The organism is Herbiconiux sp. (assembly GCF_004297105.1).
In the GTDB taxonomy this organism is placed as follows: Bacteria; Actinomycetota; Actinomycetes; order Actinomycetales; family Microbacteriaceae; genus Herbiconiux.
Genome location: NZ_SCVE01000010.1, coordinates 96,149 through 112,561, shown reverse-complemented (window position 1 = coordinate 112,561; position 16,413 = coordinate 96,149). Strand labels below are relative to the sequence as shown.

Here is a 16,413-nt window from a genome sequence, read left to right as displayed (position 1 = left end):
CGATCAAGGGCAAGGGGTCTTCCGACTGGTCGTACTCGTGGGTTCCCGTGGTGGGCCCGATCATCGGTGGTGTGCTCGCGGGGCTGCTCGCCATCCCGCTGCTCCCCATCCTCACCTAGCGTTCACCCGCATCCGATCAACTGAGACATCAGAAGCATCTCTACAAAGGAGTTAGACATGACTGAACAGAAGTACGTTCTCGCCATCGACCAGGGCACCACCTCGTCGCGCGCGATCATCTTCGATCACGCCGGCACCATCGTGTCGACCGGTCAGAAGGAGCACGAGCAGATCTTCCCGAAGGCGGGCTGGGTCGAGCACAACCCGGTCGAGATCTGGGACAACGTGCGCGAGGTCATCGGTCAGGCCCTCTCGAAGGCCGACCTGACCCGTCACGACATCGCGGCGGTCGGCATCACCAACCAGCGCGAGACCGCGGTGGTGTGGAACAAGAACACCGGCAAGCCCGTCTACAACGCCATCGTCTGGCAGGACACCCGCACCCAGTCGATCGTCGACCGCCTGGCGGCCGATGGGGGAGTGGAGCGCTTCAAGCCGATCGTCGGCCTGCCGCTCGCCACCTACTTCTCGGGCACCAAGATCGTGTGGATCCTGGAGAACGTCGAGGGCGCCCGTGAGGCCGCGGATGCCGGCGACCTGCTGTTCGGCACCACCGACTCGTGGGTTCTCTGGAACCTCACCGGCGGCACCGAGGGCGGCGTGCACGCCACCGACGTCACCAATGCCTCGCGCACCCTGTTCATGGACCTCGAGACGCTCGAGTGGCGCGACGACATCCTCGAGGCGTTCGGCGTTCCGAAGTCGATGCTCCCCGAGATCAAGTCGTCGTCCGAGGTCTACGGCACCGTCGAGTCGTCGAACCTCCTGCGCGAGGTTCCGGTGTCCGGCATCCTGGGCGACCAGCAGGCGGCCACCTTCGGCCAGGCGGCGTTCGACGCCGGCGAGTCGAAGAACACCTACGGCACCGGTAACTTCCTGATCTTCAACACCGACACGGAGATCGTGCACTCGAAGAACGGGCTGCTCACCACCCTCGGCTACAAGCTGGGCGACCAGCCGGCTCACTACGCGCTCGAGGGCTCGATCGCGGTGACCGGGTCGCTCATCCAGTGGCTGCGCGACAACCTCGGCATCATCTCCTCGGCCCCCGAGGTGGAGGAGCTGGCGAAGACGGTCGACGACAACGGTGGCGCCTACTTCGTGCCCGCGTTCTCGGGTCTCTTCGCCCCGTACTGGCGGTCGGATGCGCGCGGTGCCCTCGTGGGGCTCACCCGCTACGTCAACAAGGGCCACATCGCCCGCGCCGCGCTGGAGGCCACGGCCTTCCAGACCCGCGAGGTTCTGGACGCCGTGAACGCCGACTCCGGTGTGGACCTGACGGAGCTCAAGGTCGACGGCGGCATGATCGCGAACAACACGCTCATGCAGTTCCAGGCCGACATCCTGGGCGTGCCGGTCATCCGGCCGGTCGTCGCCGAGACGACCGCGCTCGGTGCGGCGTACGCGGCCGGCCTCGCGGTGGGCTTCTGGGCCAACCTCGACGAACTCCGCGCCAACTGGCAGGAGGACTCCCGCTGGGAGCCCTCGATGGAGCCCGCCGAGCGCGAGCGCCAGCTGCGCAACTGGAAGAAGGCCGTCACGAAGACCCTCGACTGGGTCGACGAAGACACCGAATAAATTCGGCGCCTTCGTCGACCTGGGGCTGTGCCTCGCCTGCGCCGCCGCTCCGGCGGCGCAGGCGACGACACCGAATAGATTCTGTTTGCCATCGCGCAGCCGTCACTGACCCTCGGTCGGTGGCGGCTGCGCCGTTTGCCCCTCCGTGGTTGCTTCAGAGCTGAGGATCTGTCAGAGTTGCTCGATGAGTGAGCAGCCGACCGAGATCATGCTCTCCGTTTCGGGCGAGGGCGAGAGGCCGCGGCGCCAGCGGGTGGTGCCGTTGGTGGTCGGCCTGATCCTGGTGATCGGCGCGGCCGGCGTGGGCGGATTCTTCCTTCTTCGTGCGTCGATGCAGGATGCGGCCGCTCCGGTGATCAGTGGCACCGCCACCTCGTCTTTTTCCCGCACGCCGTCTCCCGCTCCCGCGTCGCCTGCCGTCTCTCCTGGAGCATCTGGTGCGCTGCCGTCCGGCTCGCAGGCCGCACCGCCCCCGGCATCTGCATCGGCGCCGGCGCCGGCAATCGAGTCGTTCTCCGTCGGGCCGCAGACCGTCACCTGTTCGGCGCCGGCGCCGGGAGTGCCGGGGCTCACCAGCACGCCCCTCACCATCTCGTGGTCGATCGTCGGCGGCCTGCGCGCCTGGGTCGGCGTCGACACCGACGATGCCATGGCCGAGCCCTACGCGGAGGTCTCGGCCGAGGCGGGCTCCACCACCGACCTCCAGTACCTCTGCGCCGACGACCACCGGTACACCCTCACGGTCCTGGGCGCCGACGGCCAGACGGTGAGCCGCACGGTCACGGTCACCAACATCGGAGATCGGTGACGCGCTTCGAGTGTCCCCTGTTAGGGAGACTGTGGTGGCGGCATCCGTGTGTCACTATTGCCGCACACGACTCATAGATGGGGATCTCATGGCCGAGAAGGCAGTCCGCGGTACGTTCCTTGATTTCATCGACGACCCGTGGAAACACGTGGGCGACGAAGCCGCAGCCACCCGCTTCCACGTCGACGGCCTGCTGGTCACCGAAGACGGCATCATCACCGATTTCGGGCCCTACGACGAGATCGCGCCGAAGCACCCCGGAATCGAGATCACGGAGATCCGCGACCGCATCATCCTGCCAGGATTCATCGACGGGCACATCCATCTCGCGCAGACCCGCGTGCTGGGCGCCTACGGCGAGCAGCTGCTGCCGTGGCTGCAGAAATGGGTGTTCCCCGAGGAGCACAAGTACGCCGAGCGCGACTACGCCGAGGAGGGCACGAAGCACTTCTTCGACAACCTGCTGGCTTCCGGAACCACCACCGCGCAGACCTTCACCACCGGCAACCTGCTCTGCAACGAGGTCTTCTTCGAAGAAGCCACGAAGCGCAACATGCGCATGATCGCCGGCCTCACGGGTATCGACCGGCATGTTCCCGACTACTTCGCGAACACTCCCGAGCAGTACTACGCCGACTCGAAGACGCTGATCGAGAAGTGGCACGGCACCGGACGCAACCTCTACGCCATCACCCCGAGATTCGGCTTCGGCGCCTCGAACGAGCTCATGGCCGCCACTCAGAGGCTGAAGGAGGAGTTCCCCGACACCTGGGTCAACACCCACATCTCCGAGAATCCGGCCGAGATCCACGGTGTTCTGGCGCTCCACGACGACTGCACCGACTACCTGGAGGTCTACGAGAAATACGGTCTCGTCGGCCCCAAGTTCACGGGCGGTCATGGAGTGTGGCTGTCGGATGGCGAGTTCCGCCGTTTCTCGGAGTCGGGCGCGGCCGTCGCGTTCTGCCCCTCGTCGAACCTCTACCTCGGATCGGGCCTCTTCCGCCTCGGCCGCGCCACCGACCCCGAGCACCGTGTGCTGCTCTCGGTGGGCACCGACATGGGCGGCGGCAACCGCTTCAGCCTCCTCAACTCGCTCGAAGACGGCTACAAGGTGGGGATGCTCAACAACACCATCCTCGACGGCTCCATCGTGCCGAGCCAGCAGGACCTGGCGGAGTCGGAGCGCAACAAGCTCTCCGCCTTCCGCGCCTTCTACCTGCTCACCCGCGGTGGCGCCGAGTCGCTCTACATCGACGACCTGGTCGGCACCTTCGACATCGGCAAGGAGGCCGACTTCGTGGCCCTCGACTACACGGCGGGCCCCCCGGCCGCTCCGTGGCACGCCTCGTTGCTGCTCGAGAAGGCCGGCGACGGCCCGCTGTCGCTCGAGACGGTCTCCGACCTGCTGTTCGGCATCATGATGGTCTCCGACGAGCGCGCCGTCGACCAGACCTGGGTGATGGGCGAGCTCGCCTACCAGAAGGCCTGACGCCCATGACCGAGACCAGCTCCGACACGACGGGAGCGACGGATGTCGGCACCCCCGTCTCGCTCGTCGTGCACCGGCGGCTGGCCGAGGAGAGCTACGAGAAGTACGCGGCCTGGCAGCAGAAGGTGGGCGCGCGCATCGCGAACTGGCCGGGCTTCCTCGACCGTCAGGTCATCGCGCCGAAGCCTCCGCTGCAGGTCGACTGGGTGGTCGTGCAGCGCTTCCGCGACGTCGATTCGGCGCGCGGCTGGCTGCAGAGCGCCGAGCGCACGACGCTCATGGCCGAGATCAAGGACGAGTTCATCGGCAACGACGACATCCATCTCTTCACGGAGGAGGCGAAGCATCCGTCTGAGGCCGCATCGGTACTGATCTCGAGCAGGGTTCCGGCAGACGAAGAGGGCGCGTTCCTCGACTGGCAGCGGCGCATCTCGGCGGCCGAGTCGCGATTCGACGGCTTCCTCGGCCACAAGATCGAGCGACCGGTGCCCGGGGTGCAGGACGACTGGGTGGTGGTGCTCAGCTTCGACACCGACGAGCACCTGAACGCCTGGATCGATTCGGCCGAGCGCAAGGAGCTGCTCGACTCGGGCAAGGCCTACAACGAGCAGCTCACGCTCACCAAGGCGAGCTATGGCTTCGGCTTCTGGACGGGCAACAAGACGGCCCTACCCGACCCCATCTTCAAGAGCAATCTGCTCGTGCTGCTGATGCTCTATCCCGTCGTGTTCCTCTGGGGCTACTTCGTGGCGGCGCCGCTGTTCGACAGCCACGGGGTGCCGTTCTGGCTGTCGCTGTTCGTGGGCAACCTGGTGTCGACTCAGCTGCTCGGCTGGTTCCTCGTGCCGTGGGCGTTCAAGCGTTTCAGCTGGTGGATCAAGCGCAACCAGCCAGCCCGGGTGCACCTCTACGGCTACGCGATCGTGGTGGCCCTGTACGCCGTCTCGATGGCGGTCTACGCCTGGCTGATCGCCATCCGCGGGTGAGACGACCTGCCGGCGCGCTGCGGGCAGGCCGGCTAGTTGCGAGCCCCGGTTCCCGACCCGGGGCCGCCTCCTGTCCCACCCCCGCCCATGCCGCCCTGGGTGGCCTCGCCTGCGGTCAGCGTCGTGGACACGGTGGCGCCGTCGGCGGTCCCGGACGTGGCGAGGCCACCCAGTACGTCGCCTGAGACGGTCCCTCCGACCGCGATGCTGTACGTCGCGCCGGTCGTCACGGTCGGGGACGAGTAGACCAGGTTCTGAAAGCTCTTGCTCGACTCGAACGAGGCCACGACCGAGCCGTCCTCGGCCACGACCTGCACGATCGTGCCGGCGTCGACCGCGTCGGAGAGGTTCGCCGACAACCAGCCCTGCGCCGAGGAGGTGCTCGGCGACACCGCCATTCCCATGCTCCCTGCCGCGAGCAGGGTGCCGCCGGATATGGTGAAGTCACCATTCACATCGAGGGCACCGTTGCCGTTGTCCGTGGGCCCGCTCACCACCGTCGTGCCGCCGGTGATGGTCATCGATCCATTCGAGTCGAGGCCGTCGCCGTCCGCGTCGACCACGAGAGTGCCGCCTGAGATGACGATGGAGTAGTCACCCGCCGCCATTTCACCTCCGGCGCCGCCCCCTGTCTCCGCGGTGGAGGCACCGGCCGCGTTCAAGCCGTCGTCACTCGACGTGACGGTGGTCGAGCCGCCCGCCACGGTGACGTCCGCCGATTCCAGGCCCTCGTAGGAGGTCGTGATGTCGACCGTACCTCCGTCGACCACCAGGGCGGTGTCGGCGTGGATGCCGTCGTCACCCGCCGAAGCCGCGACCGTCGCGTCGCCGGTCACATGCACGTAGGCCGCGGAATTCACGGCGTCGTCGGCTGCGTCGATCGTGGTCTCGCCACCCTCGATCACCGTGATGACCTCGCTCGTGATGCCCTTCGAGGTGGCGGAGTCGTCGGTCGAGCTGTCGTCGGACGTGTCGGCCGTGTCATCCGCCGGCCCGGCGCCCATCGCGGTCGAGTGCGCAGCGGCCTGCGACGAGCCGCCGCCGGCCGTGATGTCCAGCGTTCCCGCGGTGACCACCACGTCGGTCTGCGCCTGGATGCCGTCGTCTCCGGCCGTCACGGTGACGGCGCCGCCGGCGAGATCGACGAAACCGCGCGTCGTGTCCTCGTCGTTGTCGCTCTTCAGCCCGTCGCCGCCCGCGGTCACGGCGAGGGTGCCGCCGGTGATCACGAGGTAGTCCTTGCCGCGAACACCGTCGTCGACCGCGTCGACCGTGACGGTGCCGGACGCGATGACCAGCCCGTCCTTGCCGGTGATGCCGTCGTTGCCGTTCCCGGTGACGTTCAGGGCCCCGGTCCCGGTGATGAGCAGGTCGGCCGCGCTGTAGAGGGCGGCGTTCGACTCATCGGTGTCGGCGTAGCCTGCGGTGTCGCTGAGTGAATTGGTGGAACCGGCGGCCAGCACGAGCACCACCTCGGCGGCGGCTGCCACGTCGATAGCCGAACTGGTCGAGCTCGTGATCGACGCGTCGTCGAGGATGAGGCGCACGGTTCCCTCGTCGGTGCTGTTCACGAGGAGCTGGCCATCCGTGAGCGCGCCGCTCACCCGATAGGTGCCGGACGCGGTGATGGTGACGGTCGAACCCTCGACGGCCACTCCGGACGAATCCGCCCCGCTGTCGTCGACGCTCGCCGAGTCGCCGGCGAGCGTGATGAGCGTGGCCGTGCCATCGGCAGAGTCGTCGTCGGTGAACTCATGGATGCTGTCGTTCGCGGCGAGCACGGCGGCGGCGTCCTGGGTGGCGTCCGTGCCGGCGACGGCATCGAGCACCGTCGACGCCGCGCCGTCGCCGCCGGTTCCGGTGCCGACGGAGGCGACCGTGGCACAGCCGGCGAGGAGGCCGACGGTCACGATTCCTCCAGCGAGGAGGGGGAAGACGAGTGGTCTACGTGAGGGGAGCATGAGTGATTCCTTGGTCGTTGATCGGGTGTCGTGGTGTCGGAGCGGTGTCAGGGCGGAAGTGGCGTGTGAGGACGCGTGTCCACTTGTTGGAGGCCAGTTCGGGGCGGAGAGCCGCGAGCCCCGTGCCGTACTTGGAGATGGTGGAGGGTCGGTGACCGTGCGCCCAGAGGTGTCTGTCGACAGGGGAGGCCCTCGACCCGGACTTGGTCTCGATGACGACGATCCCCGGGGTGTGCATCCGCCGCTCGTCGTCGAGTGCCCAGTCGAGGTGCGTGTCGATCGTCGCGCGACTGTCACCCGCCTCTCCCGGAACGATGAGCGTGGTGCGTCGATAGCGCGTGATGAGGGTCGGGGCCAGCGAGTCGAGGTCGACGTCGGTGAATCCCGCCCCGGCCAGGGTGTCCTCGACATAGTCGAGCCCGTGCTGGTTGAGGAGTCTCCGCTCCTCGAAGACGTACTCCATGCGGTCCTTCACCGTCGCCGACCGGGCACCCTTCGTCTTCACCTCCAGATATGCGGCAGTGGAATCGACGTACGAGCGGGTGCGCATCTTGAATCGACGTCGGCGCTGCCGGGCGGCCATCCAATAGCTCGTGAGCTCAGGAGTATCGAAGTAGACCGACTCGTACCGGAAATCACGAACGCCCGCGGTCTCGAGAACCTGAGTGCGGGGATCGACTCCGTCGAGAAGTGCGGGCAGCGCGCCGATGGGGATCACATACTTGCGATCGACTCGGGTCTGCAGGGCGGCTCGTTCGATGAGCTCGTCGAGCCCGATGGGTGCCAAGGTCGCCAGACGCGACGCGGCTTCGGCGTCGCTCATCGCACGTCGGTCTTGTCGAGCGACACCGCGGGAGCGACCGACGCGTGCGCGGCGTTCCGCGGGCGGTCGCCGATGGGCACCAGGAACCGGACGTCCACGGTCGTGGTGTCATTGACGAGGTCGACATGTTTCACCTGGACCTGTTTGATCCGCCCGCCGAGCACCTGTTCGAGGTAGGCCTCGAGTGCCGGCTCGTCGGTGAAAGCTCTGTCGAGGTGCATGCTCTGCTGCCGGTACCGCGGGAACAGCCGCACGTTGTCGCCGACGAACATCACAGCGAGGATGAGTGCCATCAGGCCGATGTTGAGCGCACTCGGCACGGCCGTGAGGCCGGCGAGGAGCCCCAAGGCCAGTGCTGAGAAGTAGTAGGCCACCTCGTGCTGTGCGATCTCGTCCGATCGCAGGCGGATGATCGACAGCACGCCGAACAGCCCGAGACCGAGCCCTGCGCCGATGGTCGAGGATCCCAGCACCATCGACACGGCCAGAACGCCGACGTTCACTCCAAGAAACGCGACCACCAGATCGCGGCGGTGGTGGCGACGGAAGTAGAGGCCGAAGGTGAGGATGCTGATCGCCAGGATGTCGACGGCGATCAAGAGGACGTAGGACATGGGGTGCTCCAGAATGTATGGATGTGAAACCGATGGTGTCTATTCCGTGGGCACCTCATCTGCGATTGCTATGAGGCGGCTATGGTGAGCTTTCGAACACGTCGGGTCTCATGCCACATAGGAACTCCTTAGAGATCACAATGGAGGCCCATAGCGCTCCATCAGACACTCGTTCCATGACGAAGAGATATGAGCCCACTTCAGGCGGACTGATGCTGCCGGGCGAAGAACCAGAGCACCCGGCCTCCGCGGCCGAACCGGCGGCAAAGCGGTCCGCTTTCTCCCGCCGTGCAGTCGCCGGTGTCGGCGCAGGCGCCCTCGTGGTGGGCCTGCTGGTCGGCGGTGGGGCCGGTGCTGCCATTGGTGCCGCCGTCGGTTCGGACGGATCGTCCTCCGCGGGCACCCAGGGTTTCACCCCACCCGAGATGGGTACCCCGCCCGACATGGGCACCGGTAGTCCGCCCGACATGGGTAGCGGTACCCCGCCCGGCTCGGGGACCGACTCCGGCACCGACACGGGCTCGGGAACATCCTCGACGGAACCCGGTGCGACCAGCTGAGCCGCCTCCGCCCGGTCCACCTCCCCCGTACGCCCCCACCGCGATCGCCTTCCACGGCGCGGTGGGGGCCTTTCTCGTTGACGCGGGTCGATCCGTTCATCGAGGGCTCATAGTCAGTCTTCGGCTCTCGCAACCTCGCTGCAATCCCGTACCTAGAACCAGAGGCTGCAGTGAGGTATGCGCGAAAAACAGACTCCGATATCCGAGCACGCACAACCCGTGAACCGTCGCCGGCAATGGCTCCGGCGCCGTAACGTCATCATCGCGGCGTCGCTGGGCGTGGCCCTTGCGGTCGGCGTCGGTACGACGTGGGCGCTCGAACGCTACGTCATCGCGCATGTCGCGATCTCCGACGTCGACGCCTACGAAGCCGAACAGTCCGCCTTGACGGGCGATTCCGCCACCTCTGCTGAAGATGAAGCGGCGGATGCGGTCACCACGGAGACGAGCTACGCGTCCAACGATGCCGACATCCAGATCTCCACGGTCACCACCGGCTCCGGAGACGACACCGTCACCTACTACGTGGCCGACGTCACGATCAGCGACGCCACCGTGCTCAGATCCGCGTTCGCGCAGAACGCGTTCGGAGAGAACATCACCGAGACCACCTCCGACACCGCCGCCGACAACAACGCGGTCTTCGCCATCAACGGCGACTACTACGGGTTCCGCGACACCGGCATCGTGGTGCGCAACGGGGTCGTCTACCGCGACGACGGTGCCCGCGAGGGACTGGCGTTCTACACGGACGGATCGGTCGAGGTCTATGACGAGACCACGACCACCGCCGATCAGCTCGTGGCGGACGGCGTGTGGAACACGCTCTCGTTCGGCCCGGCGATCGTCGAGGACGGCGCGATCGTCGACGGCATCGAGAACGTCGAGATCGACACCAATTTCGGCAACCACACGATCCAGGGTGAGCAGCCCCGCACGGCGGTGGGCGTGATCGATGACAACCACCTCGTCTTCGTGTTGGTGGACGGGCGCAGCCCGGGCTACAGCAAGGGCGTGACTCTGACGGGCCTGGCCGAGATCATGCAGTCCCTCGGTGCGACCACCGCCTACAACCTCGACGGCGGGGGGTCGTCGACCATGTACTTCGATGGCGCGCTCGTCAATGACCCGCTCGGCACCGGCACGGAGCGTGGCACCTCCGACATCCTCTACATCGCAGGTTGAGAGGCGCGGGCATGATCGTCCTCATCCCGTCGTACGAGCCGGATGGCCGTCTGGTCGACGTCGTGCGCGAGCTGCGCGCCACCGCGCCGGAGACGACCGTGGTCGTCGTCGATGACGGCTCCGGCGCGCGATACGCCGCGGAATTCGCCCGGGCCCGTCTGGCCGGCGCCGAAGTGATCGGATATCCACTCAACCGGGGCAAGGGGCACGCGCTCAAGCACGGCCTGCGACATGTGCAGGCGCATCACCCGGGAGAGGTCGTCGTCTGTGCCGACAGCGACGGACAGCACCGCACCTCCGACATCCTCCGCGTCGCCGGGCGAGCGGGCCGGGATGTGATCGCGATAGGCGGGCGGCGCTTCACGGGAACGGTGCCTCTGCGCAGCCGGTTCGGCAACGCCACCTCCCGGGCCATCTTCCGGTCAGCCACGGGTATCGCCGTCGGGGATACTCAGACCGGGCTGCGCGCCTACCACCCCGGGATGCTGGACTGGCTCCTCGGGGTGAAAGGGGACCGGTTCGAGTACGAGCTCAATGTCCTCCTCGGCGCACAGGCGGCCGGGTACTGCATCGTGGAGCTCGAGATCGCGACGGTCTATCTCGAGCACAATGCCTCGTCGCACTTCCGGCCGGTGATCGACTCGATACGTGTGCTCCGTCCCTTTCTCCGCTACGTCGGATCGTCGTTGGCGGCGTTCGTCATCGACCTGGTCATGCTGCAGGTGCTGTTCACCGTCACGGGATCCCTCGTGCTCGCCGTCGTCGGATCACGCATGCTGAGCGGATCGGTGAACTTCTTCGTCAACCGTCAGCTCGTGTTCCGCGAACGCGAGCGACGGCGGATGAGCCGCGATGCGGCACGCTACGCCATTCTCGCCGTGACGTTGCTCGCCGCGAACCTCGGTCTGCTCGAACTTCTCACCTGGGCCGGAGTCTCGCTCCTCGCGTCGAAGCTTCTCACGGAGGCCGTGCTCTACCTCACCGGCTTCGCGGTGCAACGGCACTTCGTCTTCCGCCGCAGACGCCGCGCGGTCAGGCGCGCGATCACGTCAGAACAAGGTGAGGCGCGGGTGTGCCCGGCGCCCGATGAACTCGCCCCACGGGAGACCCTCACCGCTCCGCTCTGACGCTCCTGGGTGGGCGTCAGCCGCGGCGCGCGGCCGCGAGGGCGTCGGCGGCGAGCCGAGAGCTCTTCGCCACGTCGCTCATCCAGAGCGGGACAGCGGTGGTGCGGATGCCGGCGGCTGCGAGAACGGGGGTGCTCGCCGCATCCGCCTCATCGACGAGCCAGGCATCGAGGAGGCCGCCTCGGCTGCGGGCGCCGTAGTGCTTGGCGACGGCGGTGGTGGTGGTCTCGACGCCGATGGCGGTGAGGCAGGCGTCGGCCATGCCGCGCACGGCGGCTCCGGCGATGATGGGGGAGACGCCCACGATCGGGGCGCGGGCCGCCAGCACGGCGGCGCGCAGGCCGGGGACCCCGAGAATGGTGCCGATCGACACCACCGGGTTCGACGGGGCCAGCAGGATGACGTCGGCCTGCTCGATCGCGCGCAGCACCGAAGGCGTGGGCCGTGCCGCCTCCACGCCGACCTGGATGAAGCGCTGCGCGGGAACGCCGGCGCGGTACTTCACCCACCACTCCTCGAAGTGCACGATGCGCCGCTTGCCGTCGACCAGGATGTCGACGTGGGTCTCGATCGGCTGGTCGCTCATCGGAAGCAGGCGGATGCCGAGGGGCCAGCGCTCGGCGAGACGCGCGGTGGCCTCGGTGAGGGTGAGGCCGTCGCGCAAGAAGCTCGAGCGGGCGATATGCGTGCCGAGATCGAGGTCGCCGAGGGTGAACCAGGGCCAGCCGACACCGTAGGCGGTGAGCTCGGCGCTCACGCGCTCGCTCTCGTCTTTGCGGCCCCAGCCGCGCTCGTCGTCGTTCGCGCCGCCGAGCGTGTACATGATCGAGTCGAGGTCGGGGCAGACCCGCAGGCCCGTGAGCCACATGTCGTCACCGGTGTTCACCACGGCGGTGACCTCGGCGGTCGATCCGCCGTCGCCGTTCGGATACGCCTCCCGCAGATGCGTGCGCAGCCCCCGCAGGAACCGCGCACCCCCGACACCGCCCGCCAGCACTGTGATCTTCACGCCCCCATTCAATCCCATCCCGGCGCCGCTCCGCGTCACCCGGCCCCGACGTTCTCCAGCACGAGATCGGTGAGAGCCCGCAGGGACTCCGTGGGGGCGCTCACCCGCACCCACGCTCCGTCGATGAGCACGGTCACCTCGCTCGTCGCCGAATCGATCTCTCGGATGTACGCTTCGCCCGGGTAGTCGGGTGCGACCACCCACACCACATCAGGTGTCGCAGCGGCGGAAGCGGCGAAGTAGGTCGCGCCGCCGGGGAGCACTGCGGCAGACGCGCCGACATTTCCATCGGGATCGCTGTCCATCCACGCGCACCAGTACGCACCCACCTGCAGTGAGGTCTCGAAGCGGGCATTCGCGTACTCACCGCCTTCAGCCTTGTAGGGCTCCACACCATTCACCCCGAGGATGCTCGCCAGTGCTGTCGGGTCGGCCAGATCATCGCAGCTTGTCGCACCCGAGACGATCTCGCCCGGGGGCTGCCAGAGTGCGTCGGGAGCGCCGAAGTCCGCGGCGCTCGCCATCGTCTCGACGAACAGCTCTCTGACCTCTGCCACCCGGGCCTCGGTCAGGGGCTGGTCCGAGCCGCCGGTGGCGGTGACGCTGACGGCGTAGCCATTGACGCGGCCGATGTAGCCGCACCAGGTGGCGTCATAGGCGGTCCCGTAGGTGCCGCACGCGGAATACGCCTCGGGTCCGACATCGGGCTCCGGCTGACCGAGCTGCGTGTAGGTACCCTCCCGGTTGGCCTCGGCGAGGAATCCCTCGGCCGTGACATCGGGATAGACCGACAGGCTGACCCCCCGTGGCGGTGCCGATTCGCCGGTCCAGACGCCTTCTGACCACGCGCATGTGAGGGTGCCGACACGCCTGTCGGTGTAGAAGACCGGGTTGCTGAAGTCTCCGTCGGGTGTGGCGGTGAGGGTGACCCCCGAAATCGCCTCGGCTTCTGACTGGGGGAGCAGCTGGTCGCAGGTGGCCGGGACCCGCACCACCGGTGCCGTCGGGGCTGGCGGCTGTGCGGGTGTCGGAGTGGGGGTCGGTGTCGGGGTGGGCGTCGGAGTGGCGGTGGGTGCGACCGTGGTCGTGACCGGGGCCGGGGCGCCGAAGAGCGAGTCACCCATGAGGGCGACTGCGGCGGTGCCCGACGCGAGGAGTCCTGCCAGCACCGCGAGTGCCACGAGCACGATGGTGCGGCGGCGTGGATGGCCGGAGGCGGGGGCGCTCGCCGCGGCCGTCTGCACGAGCAGCGAACGGATGGCGGCACTGCGCGCTGGGTCGAATTCGGGCCTGTTCGTCATCGTGCACCTCCCGTGCTGGTGGTCGGATCGTCGTGAAGGGTCGGTGTGTCGATGGCGATGTCGCCGGTGAGTGCGGCGAGCCGCCGTTTCGCTCGCGAGAGCCGTGACTTCACCGTGCCGACCGGGATGCCGAGCGCGGCAGCGGTCTGTCCGGTGGTGAACTCCTCGAGCACGCAGAGCGTGATCACGTCCTGATCGGCGCGCGACAGCTGGGCGAAGGCGTCGCGCACCCGGCGGTCGCGAGCGGAGCGGTCGAGGCGCTCGCCGACGGCATCCGCGTGGTCGTCGGCGGACGTGCCGGCCGCTGTCGCGGGCGGCAGCTGCGCCATCGCGTCGCGATAGCGGCGCATCGTGCGCACGAGGTTGCGCACCACGAAGTTCGTGGTGACGAGGAGCCAGCCGATGATCGAACCATCGACCACCCGCACGGCCTCGCGCTTGCGCCACGCCTCGAGGAACACGAGCGCGGTCACATCCTCTGCATCGTGCGGCGATCGCATCAGGCGCAACGCCTGCCCGAACACCCGGTCGCGATGCCGGTCGAATACGACCCCGAACGCGGCCGGGTCACCCCCACGTGCCGAGGCCCACACCGTGGCCTCGTCGATCTCCCCTTGCTCCATACCCCCTAGTGTCCGCTCACCTGAAAAGGGTTCCCGACCCGAATCGGAATCGTCACCCCCACGGATCGACGATCGGCACGCCGACCTGCTCGAAGTCGCGAACATTCCGGGTGGCGACTACGGAGTCGGTGGATCGAGCGATCGCGGCGATCTGTGCGTCGAGGGTCTTCATGGGCCGCCCGATTCGCTTGCGCGTGGCGAGGATGTCGGCATACTCGAGAGCCGCATCCGAATCGAAGGGCAGCACTCGCTCGTCGAACATCGCCGTGACGGCGCGCGCGATCTTCATCGAGAGCTCGGCGCGACGCACCCCACGCGGCATGACCGCGACGCCGTAGAGCAGCTCGGCGATGGTGACCGCGGTCGTCGACAACTCGTTTGGTGGCTGCCGATTCAACCAGTCGACGATCTTCGGGTCTCCTCGGCTGTGGACGATCTCTGAGATCACATTGGTGTCGACAATGATCATCGCCGAGCAGGATCGTTCGAAGCCGAGTCGTCGAAGACCACCCCGGGTTCATGATGTTCGCGCGGTGGGATGTTCGCCACAATCTCATCCGCCCCGCCGATTTCGGCGAACATGGCGTGTATTCGGGTACCCAGACCGATGTTGTTGGCGGGTTCGGCGGCCACGGCCGCCGTCAGAATCTCGCGCACTTCTGCCTCCATGGAGCGCCCGTTACGGGCCGCCCGGGTGCGCAGTTTGCTCCGGGTTGCCTCGTCGAGATCTCGAACGGTGATCGTCGCCATCTCGCCCCCTCAAGGTCGTGCTGTCAATGCTAGCAGCGGAGTGGGCGAAAAGCGAGATTATGTCAGCGTGCCGCGGCGGCCGATGCGAGGAGCCCGCCCACGAGGTCGAAATCGTCCGAGACGCGGCCCGCGGTCACGCGGAGGAAAGACGCGCCACCCGGCGCGGCCCAGAACGAGGAGCCCGCCGCTGCTCGGATTCCGCTCGCCGCCAGCGTCACGATGGCGGCCTTCTCGTCGGCCACGGGGATCCACGTGTTGATGCCGTCGGAGGGCGTGTGCGCCAGGCCGTGGGCCACGAGAGCCTCCGACAGCATCCGCTGCCTCGCCTGGTAGATGCGGCGCGCGTCGTGGATGGTCGACACGGAGGCATTCGCCGTGAGCAGCTCGTAGAGGATGGTCTGCAGCATCCGCGATGTCCATCCCGGTCCCAGCAGACGCCGCGCCACGATGCGGTCGATCAGCGCCTCCGGGCCGCCGAGGGCGGCGATGCGCAGATCCGGCCCGTGCGACTTGCCGTAGCTCCTCACGTGCAGTGTGCGGTTCGGCAGCCAGGTGCCGAGGCTGTGCGCGGCCGAGTTCGAGATCTCGCCCGAGTGGTCGTCCTCGATGATCACCGGGTCGCCGAGGTGCGAGTTCGCCCGCACGACCCGCGCCAGTTCCCGCGCCCGCTCCTCCGTCATCGAGATGCCGGTGGGGTTCTGCGCCCGCGGCTGCAGGATGATCGCGGCCGGCGCCATCCGCAACGCCCGGTCGAGCGAGTCGGGCCGCATCCCCGCTCCGTCGAGCGAGACGGGGATGCGCTCGACGCCGAAGTGGTCGAGGAGGTCGAAGAAGGGCGGGAATCCGGGGTTCTCCACCACCACGCGGTCGCCGAACCGCACGAGCGTCTCGAGCGCGCGGGAGATCGCATCCAGAGCGCCGTCGACGATCGTGAGCGACGCGACGGGATAGGGCCAGGATGCTCGCAGCTGCAGTTCGAGCTCGGGCAGCACAGGGGAGCTGAGGTAGCTCGCGGTGTCGGCCCGGGCCGGCAGCTTCGTGAACGCGGCCCGGAGGTCGGGCAGCAGCTCGGGGTCGGGTGTTCCGCTGGACAGGTCGAGCCGCGCCACCACGTGCGACCCGGCCAGCTCGCCGAAGTGGGGCGGCATCCACGGCGTCGCGGCCTGCAGCACGTAGCTGCCGGCGCGCCCGCGCGACGTGATCAGTCCCACGCCGGAGAGGGCCTGCCAGGCGTTGCTCACGGTGGCCGGACTGACTCCGAGGGTGGCCGCGACGTCGCGCACGGTCGGCAGGCGGTCGCCCGCGCTGAGCGCGCCCGAGCGGATCAGCCGCGAGATGGCGGCGGCGATGCCCTCGGGCGTGCGGTGTTCCACCGCGGAGACGATCTGATCGAGCATCGGTATCCGATTCATCGGGAGGGGAGGAGCCAGGAGGAGACGGTGGTGCTCGGAACTCTTGACATATTTACTCTCACGT

16 protein-coding genes and 1 pseudogene are annotated in these 16,413 nt (G+C 67.9%); 8 read left to right on the top strand and 9 right to left on the bottom strand.

The window, feature by feature from the left end:
• The 5 genes and pseudogenes from EPO52_RS06250 to EPO52_RS06230 all read left to right on the top strand — a co-directional run.
• Positions 1-119: pseudogene (locus tag EPO52_RS06250) on the top strand (aquaporin); the annotation flags it as partial.
• Between the two features lie 58 nt (positions 120-177).
• Complete coding sequence (gene glpK / locus EPO52_RS06245) at positions 178-1,698, top strand: glycerol kinase GlpK (RefSeq protein ID WP_290803546.1); 1,521 nt, start codon at positions 178-180, stop codon at positions 1,696-1,698.
• 184 nt (positions 1,699-1,882) lie between these two features.
• Positions 1,883-2,506: a hypothetical protein gene (locus EPO52_RS06240; RefSeq protein WP_290803544.1), complete on the top strand. Its 624-nt coding sequence runs from the start codon at positions 1,883-1,885 to the stop codon at positions 2,504-2,506.
• Between the two features lie 88 nt (positions 2,507-2,594).
• Positions 2,595-3,998, top strand: coding sequence for a guanine deaminase (gene guaD / locus EPO52_RS06235; protein WP_290803541.1), 1,404 nt, complete (start codon positions 2,595-2,597; stop codon positions 3,996-3,998).
• A gap of 5 nt (positions 3,999-4,003) precedes the next feature.
• Positions 4,004-4,984: a hypothetical protein gene (locus EPO52_RS06230; protein WP_290803538.1), complete on the top strand. Its 981-nt coding sequence runs from the start codon at positions 4,004-4,006 to the stop codon at positions 4,982-4,984.
• Positions 4,985-5,016: 32 nt separating this feature from the next.
• Here the strand turns inward: EPO52_RS06230 and EPO52_RS06225 are convergent, their stop codons facing one another.
• From EPO52_RS06225 to EPO52_RS06215, 3 genes are read right to left on the bottom strand one after another with little or no spacing between them, the layout of a single operon-like run.
• On the bottom strand, positions 5,017-6,945 hold the full coding sequence (locus EPO52_RS06225) for a carbohydrate-binding domain-containing protein (RefSeq protein WP_290803534.1): 1,929 nt from the start codon (positions 6,943-6,945) through the stop codon (positions 5,017-5,019).
• Positions 6,929-7,768 carry a polyphosphate polymerase domain-containing protein gene (locus EPO52_RS06220; RefSeq protein WP_290803530.1) on the bottom strand — a complete coding sequence of 280 codons (840 nt, stop codon included), beginning with the start codon at positions 7,766-7,768 and terminating at the stop codon, positions 6,929-6,931. The genes EPO52_RS06225 and EPO52_RS06220 overlap by 17 nt, the downstream gene beginning before the upstream one ends.
• Positions 7,765-8,382: a DUF4956 domain-containing protein gene (locus tag EPO52_RS06215; protein ID WP_290803526.1), complete on the bottom strand. Its 618-nt coding sequence runs from the start codon at positions 8,380-8,382 to the stop codon at positions 7,765-7,767. The genes EPO52_RS06220 and EPO52_RS06215 overlap by 4 nt, the downstream gene beginning before the upstream one ends.
• Before the next feature lie 176 nt (positions 8,383-8,558).
• Here EPO52_RS06215 and EPO52_RS06210 point away from each other — a divergent pair, with 176 nt between their 5' ends.
• The 3 genes from EPO52_RS06210 (at position 8,559) to EPO52_RS06200 (ending at position 11,254) form a co-directional block, all read left to right on the top strand.
• Positions 8,559-8,942 (top strand): hypothetical protein, encoded by a 384-nt coding sequence (locus EPO52_RS06210; protein WP_290803523.1) that lies wholly within the window; start codon positions 8,559-8,561, stop codon positions 8,940-8,942.
• A gap of 219 nt (positions 8,943-9,161) precedes the next feature.
• Positions 9,162-10,127 (top strand): phosphodiester glycosidase family protein, encoded by a 966-nt coding sequence (locus tag EPO52_RS06205; RefSeq protein ID WP_290803519.1) that lies wholly within the window; start codon positions 9,162-9,164, stop codon positions 10,125-10,127.
• Between the two features lie 11 nt (positions 10,128-10,138).
• Complete coding sequence (locus EPO52_RS06200; protein WP_290803516.1) at positions 10,139-11,254, top strand: bifunctional glycosyltransferase family 2/GtrA family protein; 1,116 nt, start codon at positions 10,139-10,141, stop codon at positions 11,252-11,254.
• A 16-nt stretch (positions 11,255-11,270) separates the two neighbouring features.
• Here EPO52_RS06200 and cofD read toward each other — a convergent pair whose 3' ends face one another.
• The 6 genes from cofD to EPO52_RS06170 all read right to left on the bottom strand — a co-directional run bounded on the left by cofD (position 11,271) and on the right by EPO52_RS06170 (position 16,334).
• Complete coding sequence (gene cofD / locus EPO52_RS06195; RefSeq protein WP_290803512.1) at positions 11,271-12,263, bottom strand: 2-phospho-L-lactate transferase; 993 nt, start codon at positions 12,261-12,263, stop codon at positions 11,271-11,273.
• A gap of 35 nt (positions 12,264-12,298) precedes the next feature.
• Complete coding sequence (locus tag EPO52_RS06190; protein WP_290803509.1) at positions 12,299-13,564, bottom strand: hypothetical protein; 1,266 nt, start codon at positions 13,562-13,564, stop codon at positions 12,299-12,301.
• Entirely contained in the window at positions 13,561-14,187 is a 627-nt protein-coding gene (locus tag EPO52_RS06185; protein ID WP_290803506.1) for a sigma-70 family RNA polymerase sigma factor, read from the bottom strand. Before EPO52_RS06185 ends, EPO52_RS06190 begins: the two co-directional genes overlap by 4 nt.
• A gap of 52 nt (positions 14,188-14,239) precedes the next feature.
• Positions 14,240-14,656, bottom strand: coding sequence for a type II toxin-antitoxin system VapC family toxin (locus EPO52_RS06180; RefSeq protein ID WP_290803502.1), 417 nt, complete (start codon positions 14,654-14,656; stop codon positions 14,240-14,242).
• On the bottom strand, positions 14,653-14,937 hold the full coding sequence (locus EPO52_RS06175; RefSeq protein WP_290803498.1) for a toxin-antitoxin system antitoxin subunit: 285 nt from the start codon (positions 14,935-14,937) through the stop codon (positions 14,653-14,655). Before EPO52_RS06175 ends, EPO52_RS06180 begins: the two co-directional genes overlap by 4 nt.
• Positions 14,938-14,999: 62 nt before the next feature.
• On the bottom strand, positions 15,000-16,334 hold the full coding sequence (locus EPO52_RS06170; RefSeq protein ID WP_290803493.1) for an aminotransferase class I/II-fold pyridoxal phosphate-dependent enzyme: 1,335 nt from the start codon (positions 16,332-16,334) through the stop codon (positions 15,000-15,002).
• Between the last annotated feature and the right edge of the window lie 79 nt (positions 16,335-16,413).

Bases quoted from the DNA above. Each gene is read 5' to 3' on its own strand.
- glpK (WP_290803546.1), top strand. From the start codon at position 178: ATGACTGAACAGAAGTACGTTCTCGCCATCGACCAGGGCACCACCTCG.
- EPO52_RS06225 (WP_290803534.1), bottom strand. From the start codon at position 6,945: ATGCTCCCCTCACGTAGACCACTCGTCTTCCCCCTCCTCGCTGGAGGA.
- guaD (WP_290803541.1), top strand. From the start codon at position 2,595: ATGGCCGAGAAGGCAGTCCGCGGTACGTTCCTTGATTTCATCGACGAC.
- EPO52_RS06210 (WP_290803523.1), top strand. From the start codon at position 8,559: ATGACGAAGAGATATGAGCCCACTTCAGGCGGACTGATGCTGCCGGGC.
- EPO52_RS06200 (WP_290803516.1), top strand. From the start codon at position 10,139: ATGATCGTCCTCATCCCGTCGTACGAGCCGGATGGCCGTCTGGTCGAC.
- EPO52_RS06220 (WP_290803530.1), bottom strand. From the start codon at position 7,768: ATGAGCGACGCCGAAGCCGCGTCGCGTCTGGCGACCTTGGCACCCATC.
- EPO52_RS06190 (WP_290803509.1), bottom strand. From the start codon at position 13,564: ATGACGAACAGGCCCGAATTCGACCCAGCGCGCAGTGCCGCCATCCGT.
- EPO52_RS06180 (WP_290803502.1), bottom strand. From the start codon at position 14,656: ATGATCATTGTCGACACCAATGTGATCTCAGAGATCGTCCACAGCCGA.
- EPO52_RS06215 (WP_290803526.1), bottom strand. From the start codon at position 8,382: ATGTCCTACGTCCTCTTGATCGCCGTCGACATCCTGGCGATCAGCATC.
- EPO52_RS06185 (WP_290803506.1), bottom strand. From the start codon at position 14,187: ATGGAGCAAGGGGAGATCGACGAGGCCACGGTGTGGGCCTCGGCACGT.
- EPO52_RS06240 (WP_290803544.1), top strand. From the start codon at position 1,883: ATGAGTGAGCAGCCGACCGAGATCATGCTCTCCGTTTCGGGCGAGGGC.
- EPO52_RS06175 (WP_290803498.1), bottom strand. From the start codon at position 14,937: ATGGCGACGATCACCGTTCGAGATCTCGACGAGGCAACCCGGAGCAAA.
- EPO52_RS06170 (WP_290803493.1), bottom strand. From the start codon at position 16,334: ATGCTCGATCAGATCGTCTCCGCGGTGGAACACCGCACGCCCGAGGGC.
- EPO52_RS06230 (WP_290803538.1), top strand. From the start codon at position 4,004: ATGACCGAGACCAGCTCCGACACGACGGGAGCGACGGATGTCGGCACC.